Annotated in this window: 16 protein-coding genes and 1 pseudogene; 12 read left to right on the top strand and 5 right to left on the bottom strand. The window is 66.7% G+C overall.

What is annotated here, in order from left to right; translation table 11 throughout:
- From proB to C7449_RS07530, 9 genes are all read left to right on the top strand, one after another.
- The gene (gene proB / locus C7449_RS07570; RefSeq protein ID WP_108002196.1) at window positions 1-1,170 is read left to right on the top strand and encodes a glutamate 5-kinase; all 1,170 of its coding nucleotides are present in this window, start codon (window positions 1-3) and stop codon (window positions 1,168-1,170) included.
- Entirely contained in the window at window positions 1,163-2,446 is a 1,284-nt protein-coding gene (locus C7449_RS07565) for a glutamate-5-semialdehyde dehydrogenase (RefSeq protein WP_108002654.1), read from the top strand. Before proB ends, C7449_RS07565 begins: the two co-directional genes overlap by 8 nt.
- Window positions 2,447-2,461: 15 nt before the next feature.
- On the top strand, window positions 2,462-3,091 hold the full coding sequence (locus tag C7449_RS07560) for a nicotinate-nucleotide adenylyltransferase (RefSeq protein ID WP_108002653.1): 630 nt from the start codon (window positions 2,462-2,464) through the stop codon (window positions 3,089-3,091).
- A 67-nt stretch (window positions 3,092-3,158) separates the two neighbouring features.
- The gene (gene rsfS / locus C7449_RS07555) at window positions 3,159-3,623 is read left to right on the top strand and encodes a ribosome silencing factor (RefSeq protein ID WP_108002195.1); all 465 of its coding nucleotides are present in this window, start codon (window positions 3,159-3,161) and stop codon (window positions 3,621-3,623) included.
- Window positions 3,624-3,816: 193 nt separating this feature from the next.
- A complete protein-coding gene (rlmH, locus tag C7449_RS07550) occupies window positions 3,817-4,299 on the top strand; it encodes a 23S rRNA (pseudouridine(1915)-N(3))-methyltransferase RlmH (protein ID WP_108002194.1) in 483 nt (160 codons plus the stop codon).
- A 120-nt stretch (window positions 4,300-4,419) separates the two neighbouring features.
- Window positions 4,420-5,862 (top strand): murein hydrolase activator EnvC family protein, encoded by a 1,443-nt coding sequence (locus tag C7449_RS07545; protein ID WP_108002193.1) that lies wholly within the window; start codon window positions 4,420-4,422, stop codon window positions 5,860-5,862.
- Entirely contained in the window at window positions 5,852-7,174 is a 1,323-nt protein-coding gene (locus C7449_RS07540; RefSeq protein WP_108002192.1) for a S41 family peptidase, read from the top strand. Before C7449_RS07545 ends, C7449_RS07540 begins: the two co-directional genes overlap by 11 nt.
- A gap of 69 nt (window positions 7,175-7,243) precedes the next feature.
- Entirely contained in the window at window positions 7,244-8,464 is a 1,221-nt protein-coding gene (locus C7449_RS07535) for a divergent polysaccharide deacetylase family protein (RefSeq protein WP_108002191.1), read from the top strand.
- An 8-nt stretch (window positions 8,465-8,472) separates the two neighbouring features.
- A complete protein-coding gene (locus tag C7449_RS07530; RefSeq protein WP_108002652.1) occupies window positions 8,473-9,000 on the top strand; it encodes an RNA pyrophosphohydrolase in 528 nt (175 codons plus the stop codon).
- A gap of 243 nt (window positions 9,001-9,243) precedes the next feature.
- Here the strand turns inward: C7449_RS07530 and bfr are convergent, their stop codons facing one another.
- The 4 genes and pseudogenes from bfr to C7449_RS07510 form a co-directional block, all read right to left on the bottom strand.
- Entirely contained in the window at window positions 9,244-9,729 is a 486-nt protein-coding gene (gene bfr, locus C7449_RS07525) for a bacterioferritin (RefSeq protein WP_108002190.1), read from the bottom strand.
- Window positions 9,695-10,006: a (2Fe-2S)-binding protein gene (locus C7449_RS07520; protein ID WP_108002651.1), complete on the bottom strand. Its 312-nt coding sequence runs from the start codon at window positions 10,004-10,006 to the stop codon at window positions 9,695-9,697. Before C7449_RS07520 ends, bfr begins: the two co-directional genes overlap by 35 nt.
- 270 nt (window positions 10,007-10,276) lie before the next feature.
- Window positions 10,277-13,639 carry an error-prone DNA polymerase gene (locus C7449_RS07515; protein WP_108002189.1) on the bottom strand — a complete coding sequence of 1,121 codons (3,363 nt, stop codon included), beginning with the start codon at window positions 13,637-13,639 and terminating at the stop codon, window positions 10,277-10,279.
- Window positions 13,636-15,262: pseudogene (locus C7449_RS07510) on the bottom strand (Y-family DNA polymerase). The gene C7449_RS07515 and the pseudogene C7449_RS07510 overlap by 4 nt, the downstream one beginning before the upstream one ends.
- 175 nt (window positions 15,263-15,437) lie before the next feature.
- Here C7449_RS07510 and C7449_RS21740 point away from each other — a divergent pair.
- On the top strand, window positions 15,438-15,890 hold the full coding sequence (locus C7449_RS21740; protein WP_170115818.1) for a hypothetical protein: 453 nt from the start codon (window positions 15,438-15,440) through the stop codon (window positions 15,888-15,890).
- A 332-nt stretch (window positions 15,891-16,222) separates the two neighbouring features.
- Here the strand turns inward: C7449_RS21740 and C7449_RS07505 are convergent, their stop codons facing one another.
- Window positions 16,223-16,690: an Lrp/AsnC family transcriptional regulator gene (locus tag C7449_RS07505; protein WP_108002188.1), complete on the bottom strand. Its 468-nt coding sequence runs from the start codon at window positions 16,688-16,690 to the stop codon at window positions 16,223-16,225.
- A gap of 120 nt (window positions 16,691-16,810) precedes the next feature.
- Here C7449_RS07505 and C7449_RS07500 point away from each other — a divergent pair, with 120 nt between their 5' ends.
- Together C7449_RS07500 and C7449_RS07495 are read left to right on the top strand one after the other, a co-directional pair.
- Complete coding sequence (locus C7449_RS07500) at window positions 16,811-18,889, top strand: transketolase C-terminal domain-containing protein (RefSeq protein WP_108002187.1); 2,079 nt, start codon at window positions 16,811-16,813, stop codon at window positions 18,887-18,889.
- A gap of 2 nt (window positions 18,890-18,891) precedes the next feature.
- Window positions 18,892-20,121, top strand: coding sequence for a dihydrolipoamide acetyltransferase family protein (locus C7449_RS07495; protein WP_108002186.1), 1,230 nt, complete (start codon window positions 18,892-18,894; stop codon window positions 20,119-20,121).
- Window positions 20,122-20,240 lie beyond the last annotated feature (119 nt).

Here is a 20,240-nt window from a genome sequence, read left to right as displayed (position 1 = left end):
ATGGCCGCCACCCGCAAGCCCCTGTCGGCGTACCGGCGCATCGTCGTCAAGATCGGCTCGGCGCTGCTCGTCGATCGCGCCAGCGGCCTGAAGAAGGGGTGGCTCGATGCGATCTGCGCGGATGTCGCCGACCTGCGCAAGGGCGGCACAGAGGTGCTCGTCGTGTCTTCGGGGGCCATCGCGCTCGGCAGGACCGTGCTGAACCTGCCGAAGGGCGCGTTGAAGCTCGAAGAGAGCCAGGCGGCGGCGGCCGTCGGCCAGATCGCGCTGTCCCGCGCCTGGTCGGAGAGCCTGTCTGCCGTCGGCATCGTCGCTGGCCAGATCCTGCTGACGCTGGGCGACACCGAAGAGCGCCGCCGCTATCTCAACGCCCGCGCAACTCTTAGCCAGCTACTTAAGCTCGGCTCGGTGCCGATCATCAACGAGAACGATACGGTGGCGACGAGCGAGATCCGCTACGGCGACAACGACCGGCTGGCGGCGCGGGTCGCCACCATGGCTGGCGCCGACCTGCTGGTGCTGCTGTCGGACATCGACGGGCTCTACACCGCGCCGCCGCATCTCGATCCCGAGGCGCGCTTCCTGGAGACCGTCGCGGAAATAACCCCGGAGATCGAGGCAATGGCCGGCGGTGCGGCCTCCGAGCTTTCACGCGGCGGCATGCGCACCAAGATCGACGCCGGCAAGATCGCGACCGGCGCCGGCTGCGCGATGATCATCGCCTCGGGCAAGACCGAACACCCGCTGCGCGCCATCGACGCCGGCGCGCGCTCCTCCTGGTTCGCCCCGTCCGGCTCGCCGGTCACGGCGCGCAAAACGTGGATCGCCGGTCAGTTGCAGCCGGCCGGGACGCTTTCGATCGACGCCGGCGCCGAGAGCGCACTGCGGTCGGGCAAGAGCCTGCTTCCCGCCGGGGTGCGATCGGTCACGGGCACGTTTTCGCGCGGCGACACCGTTGCAATCCTCGGTGCCAGCGGCCGCGAGATCGCCCGCGGACTTTCGAGCTACGACGCCGACGAAGCGCGGCAGATCGCCGGCAAGAAGTCCGCCGAGATCGCCGGCATCCTCGGCTATCCGGGGCGTGCGGCGATGGTTCACCGTGACGACCTCGTCATGACCGGCGCTACAAGGACGGACGCCGCGCAGGAGAGGGATGCCGCCCATGCCTGATCAGGCTCATACACAGGATGACGTGGCCGAACTGATGGCCGCCATCGGCCGCAACGCCCGCGCCGCCTCCCGGCCGCTCGCCATGGCGTCCACCGCGGCGAAGAACGCGGCGCTCGACGCGATGTCGAAAGCGATTTTGGCCGATCGCGAGGCCATTCTCGCCGCCAATGCCATCGATCTCGCCAGTGCCGGGAATAACGGGCTTGCCGCATCCTTCATCGACAGGCTCACCCTGACGCCGGATCGGATCGACGCGATTGCAGCAGGTGTTCGCGACATTGCCGCCTTCAAGGATCCGGTCGGCGAGGTGATCGCCGAATGGGACCGGCCGAACGGCCTGCACATCGAGCGCGTGCGCACACCGCTCGGCGTGATCGGCGTCATCTACGAGAGCCGCCCGAACGTCACGGCGGATGCCGGGGCGCTCTGCCTGAAGGCCGGCAACGCGGTGATCCTGCGTGGCGGCTCCGACAGCCTCAATTCGTCGCGGGCGATCCATGCCTGCCTCGTGCGCGGCCTTAAGGAGGCCGGGCTTCCGGAGCACGCGATCCAGCTGGTGCCGGTTGCCGATCGTCCCGCCGTCGGCGCCATGCTTGCCGGCCTGGGCGGTTCGATCGACGTGATCGTTCCGCGCGGCGGAAAGAGCCTCGTCGCTCGCGTGCAGAACGAGGCGCGCGTTCCGGTCTTCGCCCATCTCGAGGGGCTCTGCCACCTCTATGTCGACAAGTCGGCCGATCTCGGCATGGCCTGCACCATTGTGGTCAATTCGAAGATGCGCCGCACGGGCATCTGCGGCGCGGCAGAAACGCTGCTGATCGACCGGGCGGCGGCATCGACGCATCTCGCTCCGCTACTGGACGCCCTCAAGGTGGCTGGTTGCGAAGTCCGCGCCACGGAGGAGATCCGCACGCTCGTTCCCGGTCTGGAAACCGCGGGCGAAACGGACTGGTCGACGGAATATCTGGACGCCATCATCTCGGTCGCGTTGGTCGACGGCATCGGCGGCGCGATCGAACACATCAACCGCTGGTCCTCGGCGCACACTGAAGCGGTAATCGCACAGGATCAGGCCGTAGCCGACCGCTTCTTCGCCGAGATCGATTCGGCGATCCTGCTGCATAACGCCTCCACCCAGTTCGCCGACGGCGGCGAGTTCGGCATGGGCGGCGAGATCGGGATTGCCACCGGCAAGATGCACGCCCGCGGCCCGGTCGGCGTCGAACAGCTCACTTCCTTCAAGTACCGGGTGCGCGGCACCGGACAGGTGCGGCCCTAGGTGCAGTCGGTCCCGATCGAGCCGCGCTATCTTCGGATGCCGCATGCGGAGAAGGGTATGGTCGTCGGCCTGTTCGGCGGCTCGTTCAACCCGCCGCACGAAGGTCACGTCCTCGTCGCCGACATCGCGCTACGCCGCCTTCGCCTCGACCAGCTCTGGTGGATGGTGACGCCGGGCAATCCGCTGAAGGACCATCGTCAGCTGGCGCCGCTGGAAGAGCGCTTGCGTCTGTCCGAGGCGATCGCGCCGGACCCGCGCATCAAGATAACCGCCTTCGAACTGTCGATCGGGCAGAGCTACACGGCAAGAACGCTGCAGGTGGTCCGCGCCAGGAACCCCGGCGTCCGCTTCGTCTGGATCATGGGCGCCGACAACCTGCATGGATTCCACCGCTGGCAACAGTGGCAGAAGATCGCCCGCACCTTCCCGATCGCAGTCATCGACCGGCCGGGTTCGACACTGGCCTATTTGTCGTCCAAGATGGCGAAGACGTTCGACTTCGCCCGCGTCGACGAGGAGGATGCCGGAGCGCTTGCCTTCCGCAAGGCGCCGGCGTGGACCTTCATCCACGGGCCCCGCTCGCCGCTCAGTTCGAGCGCGCTAAGGCACCATCAGGATTCCGGCGAGGAAACCGGCAGCACGTGACACCTTGAAACCGGGCCCCATTGATGCCTAAATTTAGGGGTGGTTCGCTCCGGATGGCACGAATCGCATCCGTGCTGACTTGTTACGTGCTGGATCTGTTAAAAGGAAAGGAAACACTCTGACAACAGTGCACGCGAAGGGAAGCGCCCGCAGCGCTCTTCCCGAAAGCGCAGAACGCGGCGAACTTGCCGCCGACCGCGCTCTTCAAGTGGTCCTCGCAAGCCTCGAGGACTCGAAGGCTGAAGATATCGTCACGATCGATATTGTCGGAAAATCGGCGCTGGGCGACTACATGGTGGTCGCGTCCGGACGCTCGAACCGTCACGTCATGGCGATTTGCGACCACCTGATCACCGACCTCAAGGATGAAGGTCTTGGCTCCGCCCGCATCGAAGGGCTTGAGGCCGGCGACTGGGTGCTCATTGATACGGGCGACATCATCGTCCATGTGTTCCGGCCCGAGATCCGCGAGTTCTACAACATCGAACGAATGTGGGCCGCTCCGGACCTGGAAGAGGGCACCCTGCACTAATGCACATCTGCGGAAGCGTGCGCGCTTCCCTGGCAAGCTGTGCATGACACGACACCAAAGAGGTTGCGTGGATATCGTTTCACGCGACGCGCTATGCCGGCGCGGCCGCTCAGGCCTTTGAGCGTGGCAGCGTCTTGATCGTCAAATCGCCCCTCGCGGGTGAGCGTGGCCGGCGCGCCGGCGGAGGAATCGCATGCGGGTTGGGCTTTTTGCAGTCGGACGGCTCAAGGCCGGTCCGGAGAAGGAGCTTGCCGCCCGTTATCTCGACCGGTTCGCCAAATCCGGTCCTGCCGTCGGGCTCGAACTCGGCAAGCTGGTCGAGGTCGTCGAGAGCCGCGCCTCTAACCCGGAGACCCGCAAGCGCGAGGAAGCCGCGCTTCTCGACAAGTCGCTGCCGGCCGACACGGTGCTCGTCCTGCTTGACGAGCGTGGAAAGGCGCTCGGTTCGGAGGATTTCGCCGAGCTGATCGGGCGCTGGCGGGACGGCGGCAAGCGCGACGTGACGATCGCCATCGGCGGCGCCGACGGCCTCGACCCCGCGCTCCACGCCCGGGCCGACGCCGTGCTGAACCTCGGCAAGATGACCTGGCCGCACCAGCTCGTCCGCATCCTGATCGCCGAACAGCTCTATCGCGCCACGACCATTCTTTCCGGACATCCCTACCATCGCGCCTGACGCAAGCATCCGTCCGACGCCGCAGCATCATGCGGTGGCACGGCAGTCGAAATTTCGGCATTGTTTCTTGGCGAAATCGGCAAATCGGCTTAGACCGACGGGAAACGGCAGCGCGCGATCATGACCACCTCCGCAAAATCCAGGAATTGCCTGCGCCTGCCCGCCCCCTGGCCCGGCCGGCGGGCGGGCCTGGCGATGCTGGTCGGCGCCTGCCTGTCGCTCCCAGCGACACCGCTGGTGGCCGAGCCCACCGCCGCCCTGAACACGACGGGCCGGATCGCTGCGCCACAAGCCGCCGAACCGGACCCGGCCGCAGAGATCGAACTTCGCCGTGACGGCACGCGCCGCGAACTGGAAGAATTGTCGCGCACGATCACGCTTTCCGAAGAAAAGGCGCGCGAGCTCGAGGCCGGCATAGCAAAGCTGGAAAAGGACCGCGCGACCCTGCGCGAGGCGATCGTCAAGTCGGCGCGGGCGCGCCAGGAGATGGAAGCCAAGATCCTCGCCGGCGAGAAGCGGCTGGCGGCGATGCGGGCCGAGGAGGACGAGACGCGCGGCTCGCTGCGCGAACGCCGAGGCCTGCTTGCCGAAGTCCTCGCAGCGCTGCAGCGGATGGGCCGCAATCCTCCCCCGGCCATTCTCGTCACCCCGGAGGATGCTCTCGCCTCGGTGCGGAGCGCGATCCTGCTCGGTGCCGTGGTGCCGGGAATCCGGGCCGAGACCGATCGGCTCGTCGCCGACCTGCAGCGGCTGGCGACAATCCGCATGGAGATCGGCAGCGAGCGGGCGGATCTCGCCAGCGCCATGGCGAGCCGGTTGGAGGAAGAGCGGCGCTCCGAACTGCTGATCGCCCAGAACGAGGCGCTCGCCGCCGAAAATGGGCGCACGCTCGAGGCGGAACGAAGACGCTCCGAGGAGCTGGCCGGCCGCGCCACCAGCCTCGAGGGCCTGATCGGCGGCCTCGAGCGCGAGATCGCGTCGGTTCGCGAAGCGGCAGCGCTGGCGCGGCGGCAGGAGGCTGAGCGCGCCAAGCAAACCGAAGAGGAACGCCAGCGGGCGCGCGAGGCGGCGCTTGCCGGATCGCCCGACAAAAACCGCATTGCTCCAGCATATGCATTTTCTGAATTGCAGAAGCGCCTGGACTATCCGGCCGCGGGCGAAGCGGTGCGGCAGTTCGGTGAGGAGGATGGAACCGGCCACTCGTCTCAGGGGCTGATACTTGCGACAAATCCGGGCGCGCTCGTGACCGCACCGGCCGACGGCTGGGTGGTTTTCGCCGGCACGTTCCGAAGCTACGGCCGCATGATCATCCTGAATGCCGGTGACGACTATCACCTGGTGCTCTCAGGCATGGACCGGGTGAATGTCCGGGAAGGCCAGTTCGTCGTGGCGGGAGAGCCGCTCGCCGTCATGGGGGAGAAAAGAGTGGCAAGCGTGAACGCATTGGCGCTGGAAACGGACCGGCCGACGCTTTACATTGAGTTCCGAAAAAACGGCAAACCGGTTGATTCCCGACCCTGGTGGTCCGCTACTGTCTCTGGAAAGGCAAGCAATGATTCGTAGGGCTTCCCTTGTTCTCGTCGGAGCACTGATGGGTGCGACGGCCATGAGCGCAATCTATTCGGTGACGGTGCCGGCCGAGGCGGCGGGCGCGTCGACCTATCGCGAACTCTCGATCTTCGGCGACGTGTTCGAACGCGTGCGCGCGCAGTATGTGACGCCGCCGAAGGATGACCAGCTGATCGAAAACGCCATCAACGGCATGCTGTCCTCGCTCGATCCGCACTCCTCCTACATGAATGCCAAGGATGCGGACGAAATGCGCACCCAGACGCGCGGCGAGTTCGGCGGGCTGGGCATCGAAGTGACGATGGAAGAGGAGCTGGTGAAGGTCATCACCCCGATCGACGACACGCCGGCCGCCCGCGCCGGCGTGCTGGCGGGCGACCTGATCTCGAAGATTGACGGCCAGGACGTGCGCGGCCTCAAGCTTGAGGAAGCCGTCGACAAGATGCGCGGCAAGGTCAACACGCCGATCAAGCTGACGATCCTGCGTAAGGGCGCCGACAAGCCGATCGAATTGACGATCGTCCGCGATATCATCGCGGTGAAGGCCGTGAAGTTCCGCGAGGAAGGCGACGTCGGCTATCTGCGCGTCATCTCGTTTACCGAGAAGACCTTCGACGACCTCGAAAAGGGCATCGAGAAGATCAAGGCCGACGTGCCGGCCGACAAACTCAAGGGCTACGTGCTCGACCTGCGCCTCAATCCGGGCGGCCTGCTCGACCAGGCGATCAACGTTTCCGACGCCTTCCTGGAGCGCGGCGAGATCGTCTCGACCCGCGGCCGCAACGAGGACGAGACCCGTCGTTTCAACGCCTCGCCGGGCGACCTCACCGACGGCAAGCCGGTGATCGTGCTGATCAACGGCGGCTCGGCCTCCGCATCGGAGATCGTCGCCGGCGCGCTGCAGGATCTCCGCCGCGCCACGGTGGTCGGGACCCGCTCCTTCGGCAAGGGCTCGGTGCAGACCATCATCCCGATGGGGGATGCCGGTGCGCTGCGCCTGACGACGGCGCTCTATTACACGCCGTCCGGCAAGTCGATCCAGGGCACCGGGATTACGCCGGACATCAAGGTCGACCAGCCTCTGCCGCCCGAACTGCAGGGCAAGGTCGAGACCGCCGGGGAATCCAACCTGCGCGGCCACATCAAGGGCCAGAGCGAGAGCGAGGAGGGCTCCGGCTCGTCCGCCTACGTGCCGCCGGAGGCCAAGGACGATCTGCAGCTGCAGTACGCGCTTCAGCTGCTGCGTGGCGAAAAGACTGATCCGTCCTTCCCCGCCAACCCGGAAAAGGCCGAGCTGAAAAACTGATGCAGCAGCCCGGATAGTGGCGTCGCCGCGATCCGGGTGCGCTCCTCCATCGTCAGGACGGCCTGTCATTTGGGAACGGATCTCAACGCACCACTCGGCCAGAACCGGAAGGCTGCGGCCGGGCGTGCGCGGCTGGCCACCCTGACCCCCGCCCGCATCGCCGGCGGCGTGGTCGCAGCCTTCGTCCTCGGCCTTTCGCTGTGGACTGCTCTTGCGCCGCAAGGCCCGTTCAAGGAACCCGAAAGCGCCGCTTCGCAAACAGCCGAAACCGGCAGCGGCGCTCAGGCCGCTCTCGACGCTGCTGCCCCGGCGGCAGGAACAGATACGCCGGCGCAGGCCGGAATCCGTCGTGAGAAAGGCCGCTCCGGCGCAAGAATCGAGGAAACACGCACCGCCGACGGCAGCATCGTGCGGAAGTTTTCTCCGGCCAGCCGCGATGGCGGCGGCCCCGTGATCCTCGACGCGGCCCGGATCGGCCAGGACCCCCGCTCCGCCGCTTTCCCCAACGACGACCTGATAGAGGTCACCGCCTTCGGCAAGCTGCCCGTCATCGGCCCCGACGGCCTGCGGCCGCTCGAGCAGTATGCGCGCCCCTGGTCCGGCACCCGCGGCACGCGGATCGCCATCGTCGTCGGCGGGCTGGGCCTGAGCCAGACCGGGACGCAGCGGGCAATCCGCACGCTGCCTGGCGAAGTGACGCTCGCCTTCGCCTCCACCGGCAACAGCCTCGCCCGCTGGATGCAGGAGGCGCGCCGCAACGGCCACGAGATTCTGCTGCAGCTGCCGCTGGAGCCGTTCGATGATCTGGAGAACGATCCAGGCCCGGACACGCTGCGCGCCGGATTCGACGCGAAGAAGAATTTGGACCTGCTGCATCGCGCCATGGCCAAGATCACCAATTACACCGGCGTCATGAATTTCATGGGCGGCAAGTTCCTGTCGAGCGCCGATGCGCTTGAGCCGGTGCTGCGCGACGTCAGCGGGCGCGGGCTGCTGTTCCTTGACGACAGCTCGTCGGCACAATCGCTGTCCGGGACGATCGCCGGCGCCTTGGAGATGCCGCACGCCTTTGCCGACCTGCAGCTCGACGCGACGCTGTCGCGCGAGGCGATCCTGCGCAAGCTCGACGAACTTGAACGCGTGGCCCGCCGCAACGGCACGGCGATCGGCGTCGCTTCAGCTTTTGACGAAAGTGTGCAGGCGATTGCGGACTGGATCCAGGAAGCCAGCCAACGCGGCATCGAGATCGTGGGCGTCGCAGCCCTCGCCGACCTGGACCCGAAACGATAGGAATGCCGATGAGCAAGGAAGCGAAGAAGCCGGTGCGACCCGAGGACCTGCCCTACCGGCCATGCGTCGGCATCATGGTGCTGAACCGGGATGGCCTCGTCTGGGCCGGACGTCGGCTCCCCGTCGGCAATTCCGAGTATGATGGATCGCCGCAGCTTTGGCAGATGCCGCAGGGCGGCATCGACCATGACGAGGATCCGCTCGCCGCGGCACGGCGCGAGCTTTTTGAGGAAACCGGAATGCGAACCGTGTCGCTGCTTGCCGATGCGGGCCGGTGGATCAACTACGATCTGCCCCCCCATCTGGTCGGCATCGGCCTCAAAGGCAAGTACCGCGGCCAGACGCAGCGCTGGTATGCCTTCCGCTTCGAAGGCGACGAGAGCGAGATCGCCATCAACCCGCCGCCAGCGGGTCACGAGCCCGAATTCGATGCCTGGGCGTGGAAACCGATGCGCGAACTGCCCGATCTGATCGTTCCCTTCAAGCGCAAGGTCTACGAAGAGGTCGTTGCCACCTTCGCCCATCTGGCGCCGTAGCCGTCATCATCGGAAACGGATGGCCGCGTCCGCTCCCGCGCGCGTCGCGGATCGAATCCGGTGCAAGAGCGACGCCGCGCCGATGCTCGCCCCGCTCGCGGCACGGGGCCGGAGGCCGCGGCCTTCTCGCCCACACCGTCGCTCGGCAATCAATTTTCAAGCGTGCTTCAACAGAAACCCTAAAGCCTGACCCGCCTTCGGGGTTTCTGTTTACGTTCTGGATGTTCGCCGCGACGCGGGCGGTCACTCCGCCTCGTTGGCCGGCGCCGCATTGAGCTGGCCGTAGCGCTCGGGGCCGAGCTCGTTCAGCAGACCGAGCTGCGATTCCAGGAAATCGATGTGGCCCTCCTCGTCGGCCAGGAGTTCCTCGAACAGCCGCATGCTGATGTAGTCGCCGGCGGCGTGGCAGATGTGGCGGGAGTTCTTGTAGGCGTTGCGCGCGTCATACTCGCCGGCCAGGTCCGCTTCCAGCACCTCCTTGACGTTCTGCCCGATGCGCAGGGGGGCAACCGTCTGCAGGTTGGGGTGGCCCTCGAGAAAAATGATACGGGCGATCAGCTTGTCGGCGTGATGCATCTCCTCGATCGACTCCTCGCGCTCCTTCTTGGCAAGCAGCGTGTAGCCCCAGTCTTCGAGGAGGCGGTAATGAAGCCAGTACTGATTGACGGCGCCGAGTTCGAGGAAAAGCGCTTCGTTAAGCTGCTCGATGACTTTTTTGTCGCCTTTCAAGATCCGCTCTCCTGTGTTCTTCGTGGAACTGCTTGAGGCGGATCATGAAATCAAATATTGCCGCATCCGTCGAGGGGCGGCCGGCGTGATACTGTTCGGTGGTGCGTACGATGATGTCGACGACATTCGGGAAGCAGCCACAGCAACGGCCGCGCTTCTGCATGGCGTGATAGACCTTCGCCGGCACGATCAACTGCCAGCAGTCCTGATCGAGGAGTTCGTTGATGACGTCGACGATCTCTTGTTCACTGATGAAGTTGCAGCTGCAAACCAGCATCGTTCCGCCTGCCATGCACTACGCCCTGCTATCGGGCCCTGAGTGGCTGGATTAAGCAAAAGGCGACATTGGCTGTCAAGATAAAACAGGTCAGCACTGCTGCCGCTTTCTTTGGAGCCATTCTAACCTCGGCTGAATGCTTTGTATTTCCAGAATGTTGGCTTTCCGGACGGCCTTGCCGGTGCAGGCTTCACCTGTCGGTCCGCCGATCACTTATTGTTGCACCGGCCGTGATGTCGCAGGAGAACGCCGGCCGGCCCCCAAGGTCTCTCACTGGAAGTTGCGGCCTTTCGGCAGTACCTCGGCGGCCTGCCGCAGCGCGGACCTGGCGTTGCCGTCACGGCTCGCATCCAGCCCCAACATGCGCAACTGGCGTAGCGCCCGCTTCTCGCGTGCTTCGCCGTCCACCGGATGAAGGATCTCGTCAGCCCGGCTCATCGCGCCGAAACTGTGTGCCTCCCCCTTGAGCAGACCGAGCGCGTCGGTCATGTCCTCCATATGTTCGGCCACCACATGGATGACCCCGCTTTCCCGCTGCAGGCGGCCGCGCACCTTGATGAGCCGCGCCCCCATCACCACGCTGCGGTACTTTTCCAAGATCTTCTTCCAGACGATGATGTTGGCAATTCCCGTCTCGTCCTCGATGGACATGAAGACGACGCCCTTGGCCGAACCGGGCTGCTGCCGCACCAGCACCAGCCCCGCCACGGTGACGATACGATCCTTTGCCAGGGTCTCGAGCGAGCCGTTCTGCACGATCCCCTGGCGTGAAAAATCGGCGCGCATGAACGAGACCGGATGCGCCTTCAAAGACAGCGTCAGGTAGCGGTAGTCGTTGATGACCTGCTCGCCATCCGGCATCACCGGCAGCCTGACCTCAGGCTCCGGCCGCAACTCGTCTGCTTCCGCCCCGTCGAAAAGCGGGAGCGCTTCGGCCGCATCCCCGTCGTCGAGGGCCTTGACGGCCCAGAGCGCCCGTCGCCGATCGAGCCCCATAGAGCGGAAGGCATCGGCGTCGGCAAGGCGTTCCAGGACGCTGCGTGACAGGCCGGAGCGAAGCCAGAGGTCGCGCACCGAGCGAAAGCCGTCGCCGCGCCGGGCAACCAGACTTGCCATGTCCGTCTCCCGCAGGCCCTTGACCAGCCGGAAGCCCAGCCGCACCCCCTTCGTCGAGCGGATCACTTTAGACATCTGACGGTGGCGGGGCGCGATCGCGGCCGGGTCGAACAGGCCCTCGCCCTCCAGAAGGCAGTCCCAGGCGGAATGGTTCACGTCGACGGGGCGCACGGTGACGCCATGTTCGCGTGCATCGCGCACCAGCTGCGCCGGCGCGTAAAAACCCATCGGCTGCGAATTCAGGATCGCCGCGCAGAACACGTCGGGATAGTAGGCCTTCAGCCAGGAGGACGCATAGACGAGGAGCGCGAAGGAGGCGGCATGGCTCTCCGGAAAGCCGTATTCACCAAAACCTTCGATCTGGCGGAAGCAGCGCTCGGCAAAGGCGCGCTCGTAGCCGTTGCCGACCATGCCTTCGACCATCTTGTCGCGGAAGGTGCCGATCGTGCCGGTGCGCTTGAAGGTGGCCATGGCGCGGCGCAACCGGTCGGCCTCGCTCGGCGAAAAGCCGGCCGCGGTGATGGCGATCTGCATCGCCTGCTCCTGGAACAGCGGCACGCCGAGGGTGCGCTCCAGAACCTGCTCCAGCTCCTTGCTGGGATAGCGGATCTTCCGCCCCGCCCGGACCGCCTCGCGCCGCTTCAGATAGGGGTGAACCATGTCACCCTGGATCGGCCCGGGGCGAACGATCGCCACCTCGATGACGAGATCGTAGAATTCGCGCGGCCGCAGCCGCGGCAGCATGCTCATCTGCGCGCGGCTTTCGATCTGGAAGACCCCGAGCGTGTCGGCGCGGCAGATCATGTCGTAGACCTCGGCGTTCTGGTCCGGATAGATCGCTGCCAGCGTCTTCGGCTCGTGATAATGGGTTTCCAAAAGCTTGAATGCCTTGGCGATGCAGGTCAGCATGCCGAGCGCCAGCACGTCGACCTTGAGCAGCTTCAGCGTATCGAGGTCGTCCTTGTCCCATTCCACCATGAAGCGGCCCGGCATGGCCGTCGGCGTGATCGGCACGACTTCGTCCAGCCGGTCACGGGTGATGAGGAAACCGCCGACATGCTGCGAGAGGTGGCGCGGAGCGTCCATCAATTGCCGGGCATAGGAGAGGACCCGCGTGATCGTCGGATCGCCCGGGTCGAGACCGGCGGCCCTGACCTGTTCCTCGGAGAAGGCCGACCGTCCCCAGCCCCAGATCGAACCCGACAGGGCGGACTGGACATCGTCCGACAGGCCGAAAACCTTGGCGACCTCGCGCCCGGCCGAGCGGCCCCGATAACTGATGACCGCAGCGGCGAGCCCGGCATGCTCCTTGCCGTAGGTTTCGTAGATATACTGGATGACCTCCTCGCGCCGCTCGTGCTCGAAATCGACATCGATGTCCGGCGGTTCGTCACGATCCTCGGAAAGGAAGCGGTCGAACAGCAGCGTGAACCGGTTCGGGTCGACCTCGGTGATGCCGAGACAATAGCAGACCGAGGAATTGGCGGCCGAACCGCGCCCCTGGCAGAGAATCCCTTTGTTCCGGGCAAAGGTCACCAGCTTGTGGACCGTCAGGAAATAGGGTTCGTATTTCTTCGTGCTGATCAACGCCAGCTCGTAGGCAAGCCGTTCCTCGACCTTTTCCGGGATGCCTTCGGGATAGCGCCTGGCCCCGCCCTCGCGCACGAGCCGCCGCAGCGTCTCGGCCGGCGTCGTGCCCGCGTCGGATTCGTCCGGATACTGGTGGCTCAGTTCCTCCAGATCGAAGCGAAGCCCGCCGAAGAATCGTGCGGTATTGGCGATCGCCTCGGGATAGTCGCGAAGCAACCGCGCCATCCCGGCGGGACCTTTCAGGTGGCGCTCCGCATTGGCCTGCCGGTGGAAGCCCAGTTCCGTAATCGGCGTCTTCTGGCGGATGGCCGTGACCACATCGGCGAGCGGCCGGCGTTCCGCCACGTCGTAAAGCGCATCGTTGCTGGCAATCGTCCGGACGCGGCTTTCATGGGCAAGCTGCGCCAGCGCCGCGAGGTGGAACCGGTCGAGGCCGTCACGGCGCGGCACCAGCGCCAGATGGACCCTGTCGCCGGCGCTCTCTCGCAAACGCTGAAGAAGCGGCCGCAACTGCTCCGGTTGCGGCCGGCCGACCTGCGGCATGACGATGAGCTGGAGCTCCGCCTGCCATTCCAGGAGGTCGGACAGGAACAGGGTGCACTTGCCCTTCTCGTCGGCCCGCAGGTTTCCAAGGCTCAGCAGGCGGCAGAGACCGGCCCAGCCCTGGCGGTTCTGCGGATAGGCGAGGACATCGGGCGTGCCGTCGGCAAAGACGAGGCGGGCGCCGGGCTGGAAGGGGATATTCTCGACCTTGGCCTTGGAATGGGCGCGCACGACGCCGGCGACCGTGTTGCGGTCGGCGATGCCGAGGCCGGAAAGGCCGATCCGCCTGGCCGCCTCCACCATGGCCTCAGGGAGGGCGGCACCCTCCAGGAAGGAAAAACCGGTCCGGGCGCCGAGCTCGAAGAAGGGAGGCGGCCCGCTCATGCGAACACCCCGTGGATGAACCAGCGCGGAAGCCTGGTCTCCGTGCCGTAGACGCCCTCGCGAAACAGCCAGAAGCGGCGGCCGGCATCGTCCTCGACGCGGAAATAATCGCGGGCCGGATGATCCTCGCCGTCGATCCACCATTCGCCGGCGATCCTCTCCGGGCCCTCCGTGCGGGTGATCCGGTGAAAGCCGCGCCGCCAGCGGAAGGTTTTCGGCGCATCTTCCGGCACGCCCGCCACGGTTTCGACCGGCTCGGGCGGCGTGAACAGACGAAGGGGGCGGTCGGAGACGGGGGCGGCCGCGACATGGGCCGGCTTGTCACCGCCGATCGCCCGGTCGTGTTCCTGCCGGTCGGCAACAGGCGCAAGAAAGGCGGCGCGCTCCGGCACATGGCTTTCGGGCAGGGTGACGGCGAGCAGGCTCTCGGAGCCGAAGCGGGCCACGACCCGGTCGGCAAAGGCCGAGAGCGACCGGCCCTCGCCGGCATCGTCGGAAAAGCCCGCCTGCGCCGTCTCGAATGGCTCGCCGCGCAGGACGCAGAGACGGATGAGGTCGAACCCGTAGCCGGCATCGAGGTCGTCATGCACGGCCGCAAGCCGCTCGCGGAAGAGCAGGACGATGCGATCCGGATCCCTGAGCGGCGTCGAGGCGGCGGCGTGAAGGCGGAAGACGCGGCCGTCGACCCGAAAGAGCAAGAGCGCGAACAGGCGACCGCCTTCGCCACGCCGCTCAAGCCCTTCCTTCAGGGTTCTGGCGAGATGAGCGGCGAGGGCAAGGATGTCGTCCTCCGACTGGACGGGGTCGAACAGCCGGCGCTCGGCGGAGAGCATCGGCACGGCCAGGCGCGGCGAGATCGGCTCGTCCTCCAGGCCGAGCGCCTGGTCGAGCCTGAGGAGCGGCAGCGGACCGAAGCGGCGGGCGAGCGGCGCGCGGGGAAGGGGCAGGAGATCGCCGACCGTCTTCAGCCCGACCCGGCCGAGCGGCCCGAGCACCTCGTCTGGCAGCCGCAGCGCGGCGGCCGGCAGCGGGGCGAGGGTCTCCTGCGCCGCATCCGCGCCGATGACGCCGCCGTCGCCGAAATGGGCGGCCGCCCAGGACATGCCGACGGCGGAGGAAATCGCGCCGCGGGCCTCGATGCCGAGGGCGAACAGACGCGCCAGCACGCCGTCGAGCAGCGCGCGCTCGCCGCCATGCAGGTGTGTGCAGCCGGTGATGTCGAGGTGCAGCCCGTCTTCGCCGTCCAGCGCCACCAGCGGCGTGTAGCGGTCGCACCAGTCGGCCAGCGCCTCGAGCAGGGCCCGGTCGGCGGCCGGGTCGGCGGGGAGGACGTCCAGGTCCGGGCAGATGGCGCGGGCTTCCGCCACGCCCTGCCCCTTTCGCAGGCCGATGCGTTCGGCCTGGCGATCGAGGAAGACGAGGCGCATGGCATTGTCGCTGCGGCCGGCGAAGACGACCGGCGGATGATCAGGACGCCCCCCTGGAAAGCCACGACCTTCCCCAGCGCTGCCGGGCCACCCGGTCGGCGGGAAGATAGGGAAACCAGAGGCAGAGTATCCGCTGGTCGCCGCTCTTCCGGAGGAGCGGCAGGGCGGGGCTCGAGGCGGTTGAAGCGGCGGTCATCGGGGTTCCATTCCAGAAAGGTGCCGATGGGATCGGCGGTCTTGCTTTTCTCCGGCGTGACGAGAAAGACGGGGTTGCCGAGACTGCCCTCAAGCGTCGTTCCATCCGGCAGCGGGCGCTCGCCGGCCGGGGCGGGCTCGATGCGCAGGCGGCAGAGGGCGCTGCTCGCCTCCTCTTGGCCGGCCTGGCGCAGAAGCAGAAGCAGGATGCCGCCCGCCCTTGCGCGCATCTGCAGCCGGCGGCTTTCCGTCAGGCCGAAGCCTTGGGGATTGCCGCGGATCTCCAGGATCACGGCGGAAAAGGCCGGCACGCCGAGCGCCGCCTCCGCCATCCAGAGCGCATCGGCAACGGTGCGCGGCCGGGCGAGCAGGAAGCGGGCCGGATCGAGGCCGTGCCTCTTCAGCCCTGGCCCATAAGGGGTGCCGGCTTCGGAAAGTGCCAGCGTCTGGCCGATCCACAGAGTCGCGCCACCGCCGCCTTCGGCCAAGTCCTGCCGGAGCGCGGCAAGGGCGAGCGAAAAGCCCGTCGCAGCGCCCATGTCGCGGGTCTGTGCGTTGCGGATCTCCACCAGCCCGCTGGCCGGAAGGCCGCCGTCGAAAACAGTGTCAAGATCGGCCGTTTCGCCTGAACCGGATAAGGGCGGGGCGCCGTCCGCCGACTCCCGACCATCCCATTGCCAGCGGCGCTTGCGCCGGGCGAGCGCCGGGCCGTCGGCGTTCTCGATGCGGGCGATGGCCTCACGCAGGGCAACAAGCCGCTCCTGCGCCAGGGCAGGGGTTGCCATGGCGTTCATTCCTCTTTTTGTTCCTGTTATGTTCTTATGGATTCCAGAACGCCGGACAAGAGTCAACGGCAATGTGCGCCATCTCGCGGCTGGGGCCGATCACAAAATCGCGCGCGTTCGGAAGGCCCGGGCGAGGCGACCCATTCGTCGAGGAGGGCCTCACCCCGGCCGTTCTGTCAGACCGGCAACGCCGTCGTGTATTTCACGCTCTTCAGCGCGAAATGCGACGACGAGTTCGCCACCGCCTCGTGGGTGAGGATGCCGTGCATCAAAAGCCGCTCATAGTCGCGCACATCCGCCGCCACGACCCGCAGCAGATAGTCCCATTCGCCGGACATGGAATAGCATTCGAGCACCTCGTCGTGGCTCTCGACGAAGCGCTCGAAATCCCGCCGGGCCACCGGGTCGTGGCTCTTCATCCGCACCTGGCAGAAGACGATCAGGCCCCGGCCGATCGCCTCGGGTTCGACCAGGCGGACGGTTTTCCCGAGCACCCCGGCGGCCTCCAGCGCCTTGATCCGCCGCCAGCAGGAGGCGCTCGAGGCGCCGACCTTCTCGGCAAGCGCGGCATGGCTCATGTCGGCCCGATGTTGCAGCATGCGGAGGATCTGCCGGTCGACCGCATCCAGTTCGATATCGTTCATTCGCACCCGTTTCATGAAACATACGTTTCAAAGCTACAACCTTCTGGCGGAACTCTGAAACGAAATCTCGCGCCGTCCGTATTATCATTTCTTATCGGCTTGCAGTGAGGAGGTTGCGAGATGGCACAGGCAGCGCTCAAGCGGTTCGTCCGCAATGCACCCGACGAGACGGTCGACTGGAAGCGCATCGCCTATCTACTGCAACTTTCCCGAGCATTGGACGCGATGGAGGAAACGCGGCTGGCACCCGAGAAGAAGGTGCTCTACCAGTTCTCCGCGCGCGGTCACGACATGGCGCAGGTCATGCTCGGCTGTCTTCTCACCGAGCGGCATGACGGGGTTTGCGGCTATTATCGCTCGCGCCCGCTGCTGCTTGCGCTCGGCGTCGATCCGGTCGACGCGCTGGGCTCGGCGATGGGCCGCGCCGGCGGCTATTCGGACGGTCGCGACATCGGCGTCGTCTTCAACTTTCCCAACCCCGACGGCGCCTCGGCGCTGCCCATGTGCGGCGGCGTCGGCTCGCAATACACCCCCACGGCCGGCTGGGCGCAGGCGATCGAATACTACCGCACCGTGCTGAAGAGCCCGGACCACGACCGCTCCATCGCCGTGGTGCTCGGCGGCGACGGCTCGGTGGCCACCAACGGCTTCTGGTCGGCGCTGACGATCGCCACCACGCAAGCCCTGCCGATGCTGTTCTACATCGAGGACAACGGCTACGGCATCTCCGTCCCCTCCACCCTGCAGACGCCGGCCGGCAACATCGCTGCCAACCTGTCCGGCTGGCCGAACCTGATGGTGCTCGACGGAGACGGCTGCGATCCGGCCGAGGCGGCGCGGCTGACGACCGAGGCGGTCGCCTTCGTGCGCGACAACCGCGCGCCGGCGCTGCTGCGGCTGACCGTACCGCGTCTCGAGGGCCACAGTTTCCAGGACACGCAAGCCTACAAGAGCGAGAACGTGGTGCGGGCCGAATGGGCGCGCGACCCGTTGCCGCGGCTGAAGGACTATCTCGTGCCGGCCGCCATGAGCGAGGCGGATTGGCAGGCCGCCGCCACCGAAGCCGCATCCGTCGCCGAGGCCGCCCGCGAGGCCGCCGAGGCGCGTCCGGTCGCCGATCCGCAAACCGTGACCCGCCACGTCTTCTTCGAAGGTGAGATGCAGGAAATGGGTGGCCAGCACCGGCTCGGCTATCGCCCGCCGCAGACCACCGACCAGCCGGCCGGCGACGGCACGCGCATCAACATGGTGACGGCGATCCGCCGCACCCTTGAGCATGAGCTTGCCGTCAACGAACGCGTCGTGCTGTTCGGCGAGGACATCGGCCCGAAGGGCGGCGTTCACGCGGTCACCCTCGGCCTGCAGGAGAAATTCGGTCGCGAGCGCGTCTTCGACACCTCGCTGTCGGAGGAGGGCATCGTCGGGCGCGCCGTCGGCATGGCGCTGGCCGGCCTCGTGCCGGTACCGGAAATCCAGTTCCGCAAATACGCCGAGCCGGCGACCGAGCAGATCAACGATTGCGGCACGATCCGCTGGCGCACCAACAACCGCTTCGCCGCGCCGATCGTTCTGCGGATGCCGGGCGGCTTCTTCAAGTGCGGCGACCCCTGGCACAGCCAGACGAACGAGGTCGCCTTCGTGCACCAGCCCGGCTGGCAGGTCGCCGTGCCCTCCAATGCCGAGGATGCGGTGGGGCTGCTACGGACGGCGCTGCGCGGCAACGACCCGGTGATCTTCTTCGAGCACCGCGCCATGCTCGACCATGCCTGGGCGCGCCGGCCCTATCCCGGCGATGCTTTCGCACTGCCCTTCGGCAAGGCGCGCCTCACAAGGCGGGGCGAGGCGATCACCGTCGTCACCTGGGGTGCAATGGTGCCGCGCTGCGAGGCAGCAGCCGAGGGCGTTTCCGCCGACGTCATCGATCTGCGCACGCTGATGCCGTGGGATCGTCAGGCGGTGCTCTCCTCCGTTCGCCGTACCCGGCGCTGCCTGATCGTGCACGAGGACCTCGGCACGGCCGGCTTTGGCGCGGAAATCGCCGCCGTGATCGCCGACGAGGCCTTCATGGACCTCGACGCGCCGGTGTCGCGGCTGACGATGCCCGACATCCCGAGCCCGCACAATCCGGCGCTGCTCGACTGGGCCGTGCCGTCGGTCGAACGGATCCGCGACAAGATCCAGTCCCTGGTGGAGTTCTGAGCATGACCACGCTGACCGATGTCGTGACGCCGCTCGAGCAGGAAGGAACGAAGGCGGTGGTGCGCGCCTGGCTGAAGCAGCCGGGCGAGGCCGTGGCCGTCGACGATCCGCTGGTGGAACTGGAAACCGACAAGGTCACGCAGGAGGTTCCGGCCCCGTCGGCCGGCATCCTCGAGGAGATCCTGCTGCAGAGCGGCGCGGATGCCGGGCCGGGCGCCGTGCTGGGGCGCATCCGTGCCGACGAAGCGGACAAGCGCCCGCAAACAGCGGCAAGCGACAGCGGCGTTTCACATGAAACGGCGACAGCCGTTCCCGAGGTGATGCGCTATTCGCCGGCGGTTCGCCATGCCGCGCTGGAATACGGCATCGACCCGGCCACGGTCACCGGAACCGGGAAGAACGGGCGCGTGACCCGGATCGACATCGAGGCCGCCTTTGCCGCCCGATCCGGAACATCCCGCACCAATGCGACGCCTTTCTCTCCCGCTTCGCCGCCCGCAGAAGACCGCTCCGCACGTGACAGGGCTACCGAAGGCAGCAGCCGGTCGGTTCCGCACTCGACCATGCGGCTTGCCATCGCCGAAAACATGCTGAACTCGGTCACCGCCGCACCGCATGTGACGGCGGTGTTCGAGGCCGACTTTTCCGCCATCATGAGGCATCGCAAAAAGCACCGGGCGCAGTTTGCAGCCGAGGGCATCAATCTCTCCTATACGGCCTACATCGTCGCCGCTGCGGCCGCCGCTATGCGCGCCGTTCCCGAAATCAACAGCCGCTGGCATGCCGACCGGCTAGAAATCTTCGACGACGTCAATATCGGCATCGGCACCGCGCTTGAGGACAAGGGGCTGGTCGTTCCGGTCATCCGCCAGGTCCAGCACCTGTCGCTGTCCGGCATCGCCGCCCGCCTGCAGGACCTCACCACCCGCGCCCGCGCCGGCATGCTCAAGCCCGAGGACATGCGCGGCGGCACGTTCACGATCTCCAACCACGGCGTCTCCGGATCGCTCTTTGCTTCCCCCATCATCATCAACCGGCCGCAGACCACCATCCTCGGCGTCGGCAAGCTGGAAAAACGCGTGGTCGTGCGCGAGGTCGACGGTGTCGACACCATCCAGATCCGTCCAATGGCCTATGTCTCGCTGACGATCGACCACCGTGCCGTCGACGGCCATCAGACCAACCAGTGGCTCACCCGCTTCATGGAGACGCTGGAGCGCTGGCCGGATTGATCGAGCACGGCAGGCGTTCCTGACGGACGAAAAGCGCAGCCGGCAAAGAAGGTCGATGAGAGCGATGCTCGTTGACCGCCCCGCTGCTTTGCGCTAGCCACCAAGTCATCAGATGACTT

The organism is Mycoplana dimorpha (assembly GCF_003046475.1).
GTDB lineage: Bacteria > Pseudomonadota > Alphaproteobacteria > Rhizobiales > Rhizobiaceae > Mycoplana > Mycoplana dimorpha.
Note: the sequence above shows the minus strand (reverse complement) of the source record. Positions and strands in the feature narration are given on the sequence as shown.

Coding starts and splice junctions, on each gene's coding strand:
- proB (WP_108002196.1), top strand. CDS start 1: ATGGCCGCCACCCGCAAGCCCCTGTCGGCGTACCGGCGCATCGTCGTC.
- C7449_RS07565 (WP_108002654.1), top strand. CDS start 1,163: ATGCCTGATCAGGCTCATACACAGGATGACGTGGCCGAACTGATGGCC.
- rlmH (WP_108002194.1), top strand. CDS start 3,817: ATGCGGGTTGGGCTTTTTGCAGTCGGACGGCTCAAGGCCGGTCCGGAG.
- C7449_RS07545 (WP_108002193.1), top strand. CDS start 4,420: ATGACCACCTCCGCAAAATCCAGGAATTGCCTGCGCCTGCCCGCCCCC.
- C7449_RS07540 (WP_108002192.1), top strand. CDS start 5,852: ATGATTCGTAGGGCTTCCCTTGTTCTCGTCGGAGCACTGATGGGTGCG.
- C7449_RS07530 (WP_108002652.1), top strand. CDS start 8,473: ATGAGCAAGGAAGCGAAGAAGCCGGTGCGACCCGAGGACCTGCCCTAC.
- C7449_RS07520 (WP_108002651.1), bottom strand. CDS start 10,006: ATGCTGGTTTGCAGCTGCAACTTCATCAGTGAACAAGAGATCGTCGAC.
- C7449_RS07515 (WP_108002189.1), bottom strand. CDS start 13,639: ATGAGCGGGCCGCCTCCCTTCTTCGAGCTCGGCGCCCGGACCGGTTTT.
- C7449_RS07505 (WP_108002188.1), bottom strand. CDS start 16,690: ATGAACGATATCGAACTGGATGCGGTCGACCGGCAGATCCTCCGCATG.
- C7449_RS07500 (WP_108002187.1), top strand. CDS start 16,811: ATGGCACAGGCAGCGCTCAAGCGGTTCGTCCGCAATGCACCCGACGAG.
- C7449_RS07495 (WP_108002186.1), top strand. CDS start 18,892: ATGACCACGCTGACCGATGTCGTGACGCCGCTCGAGCAGGAAGGAACG.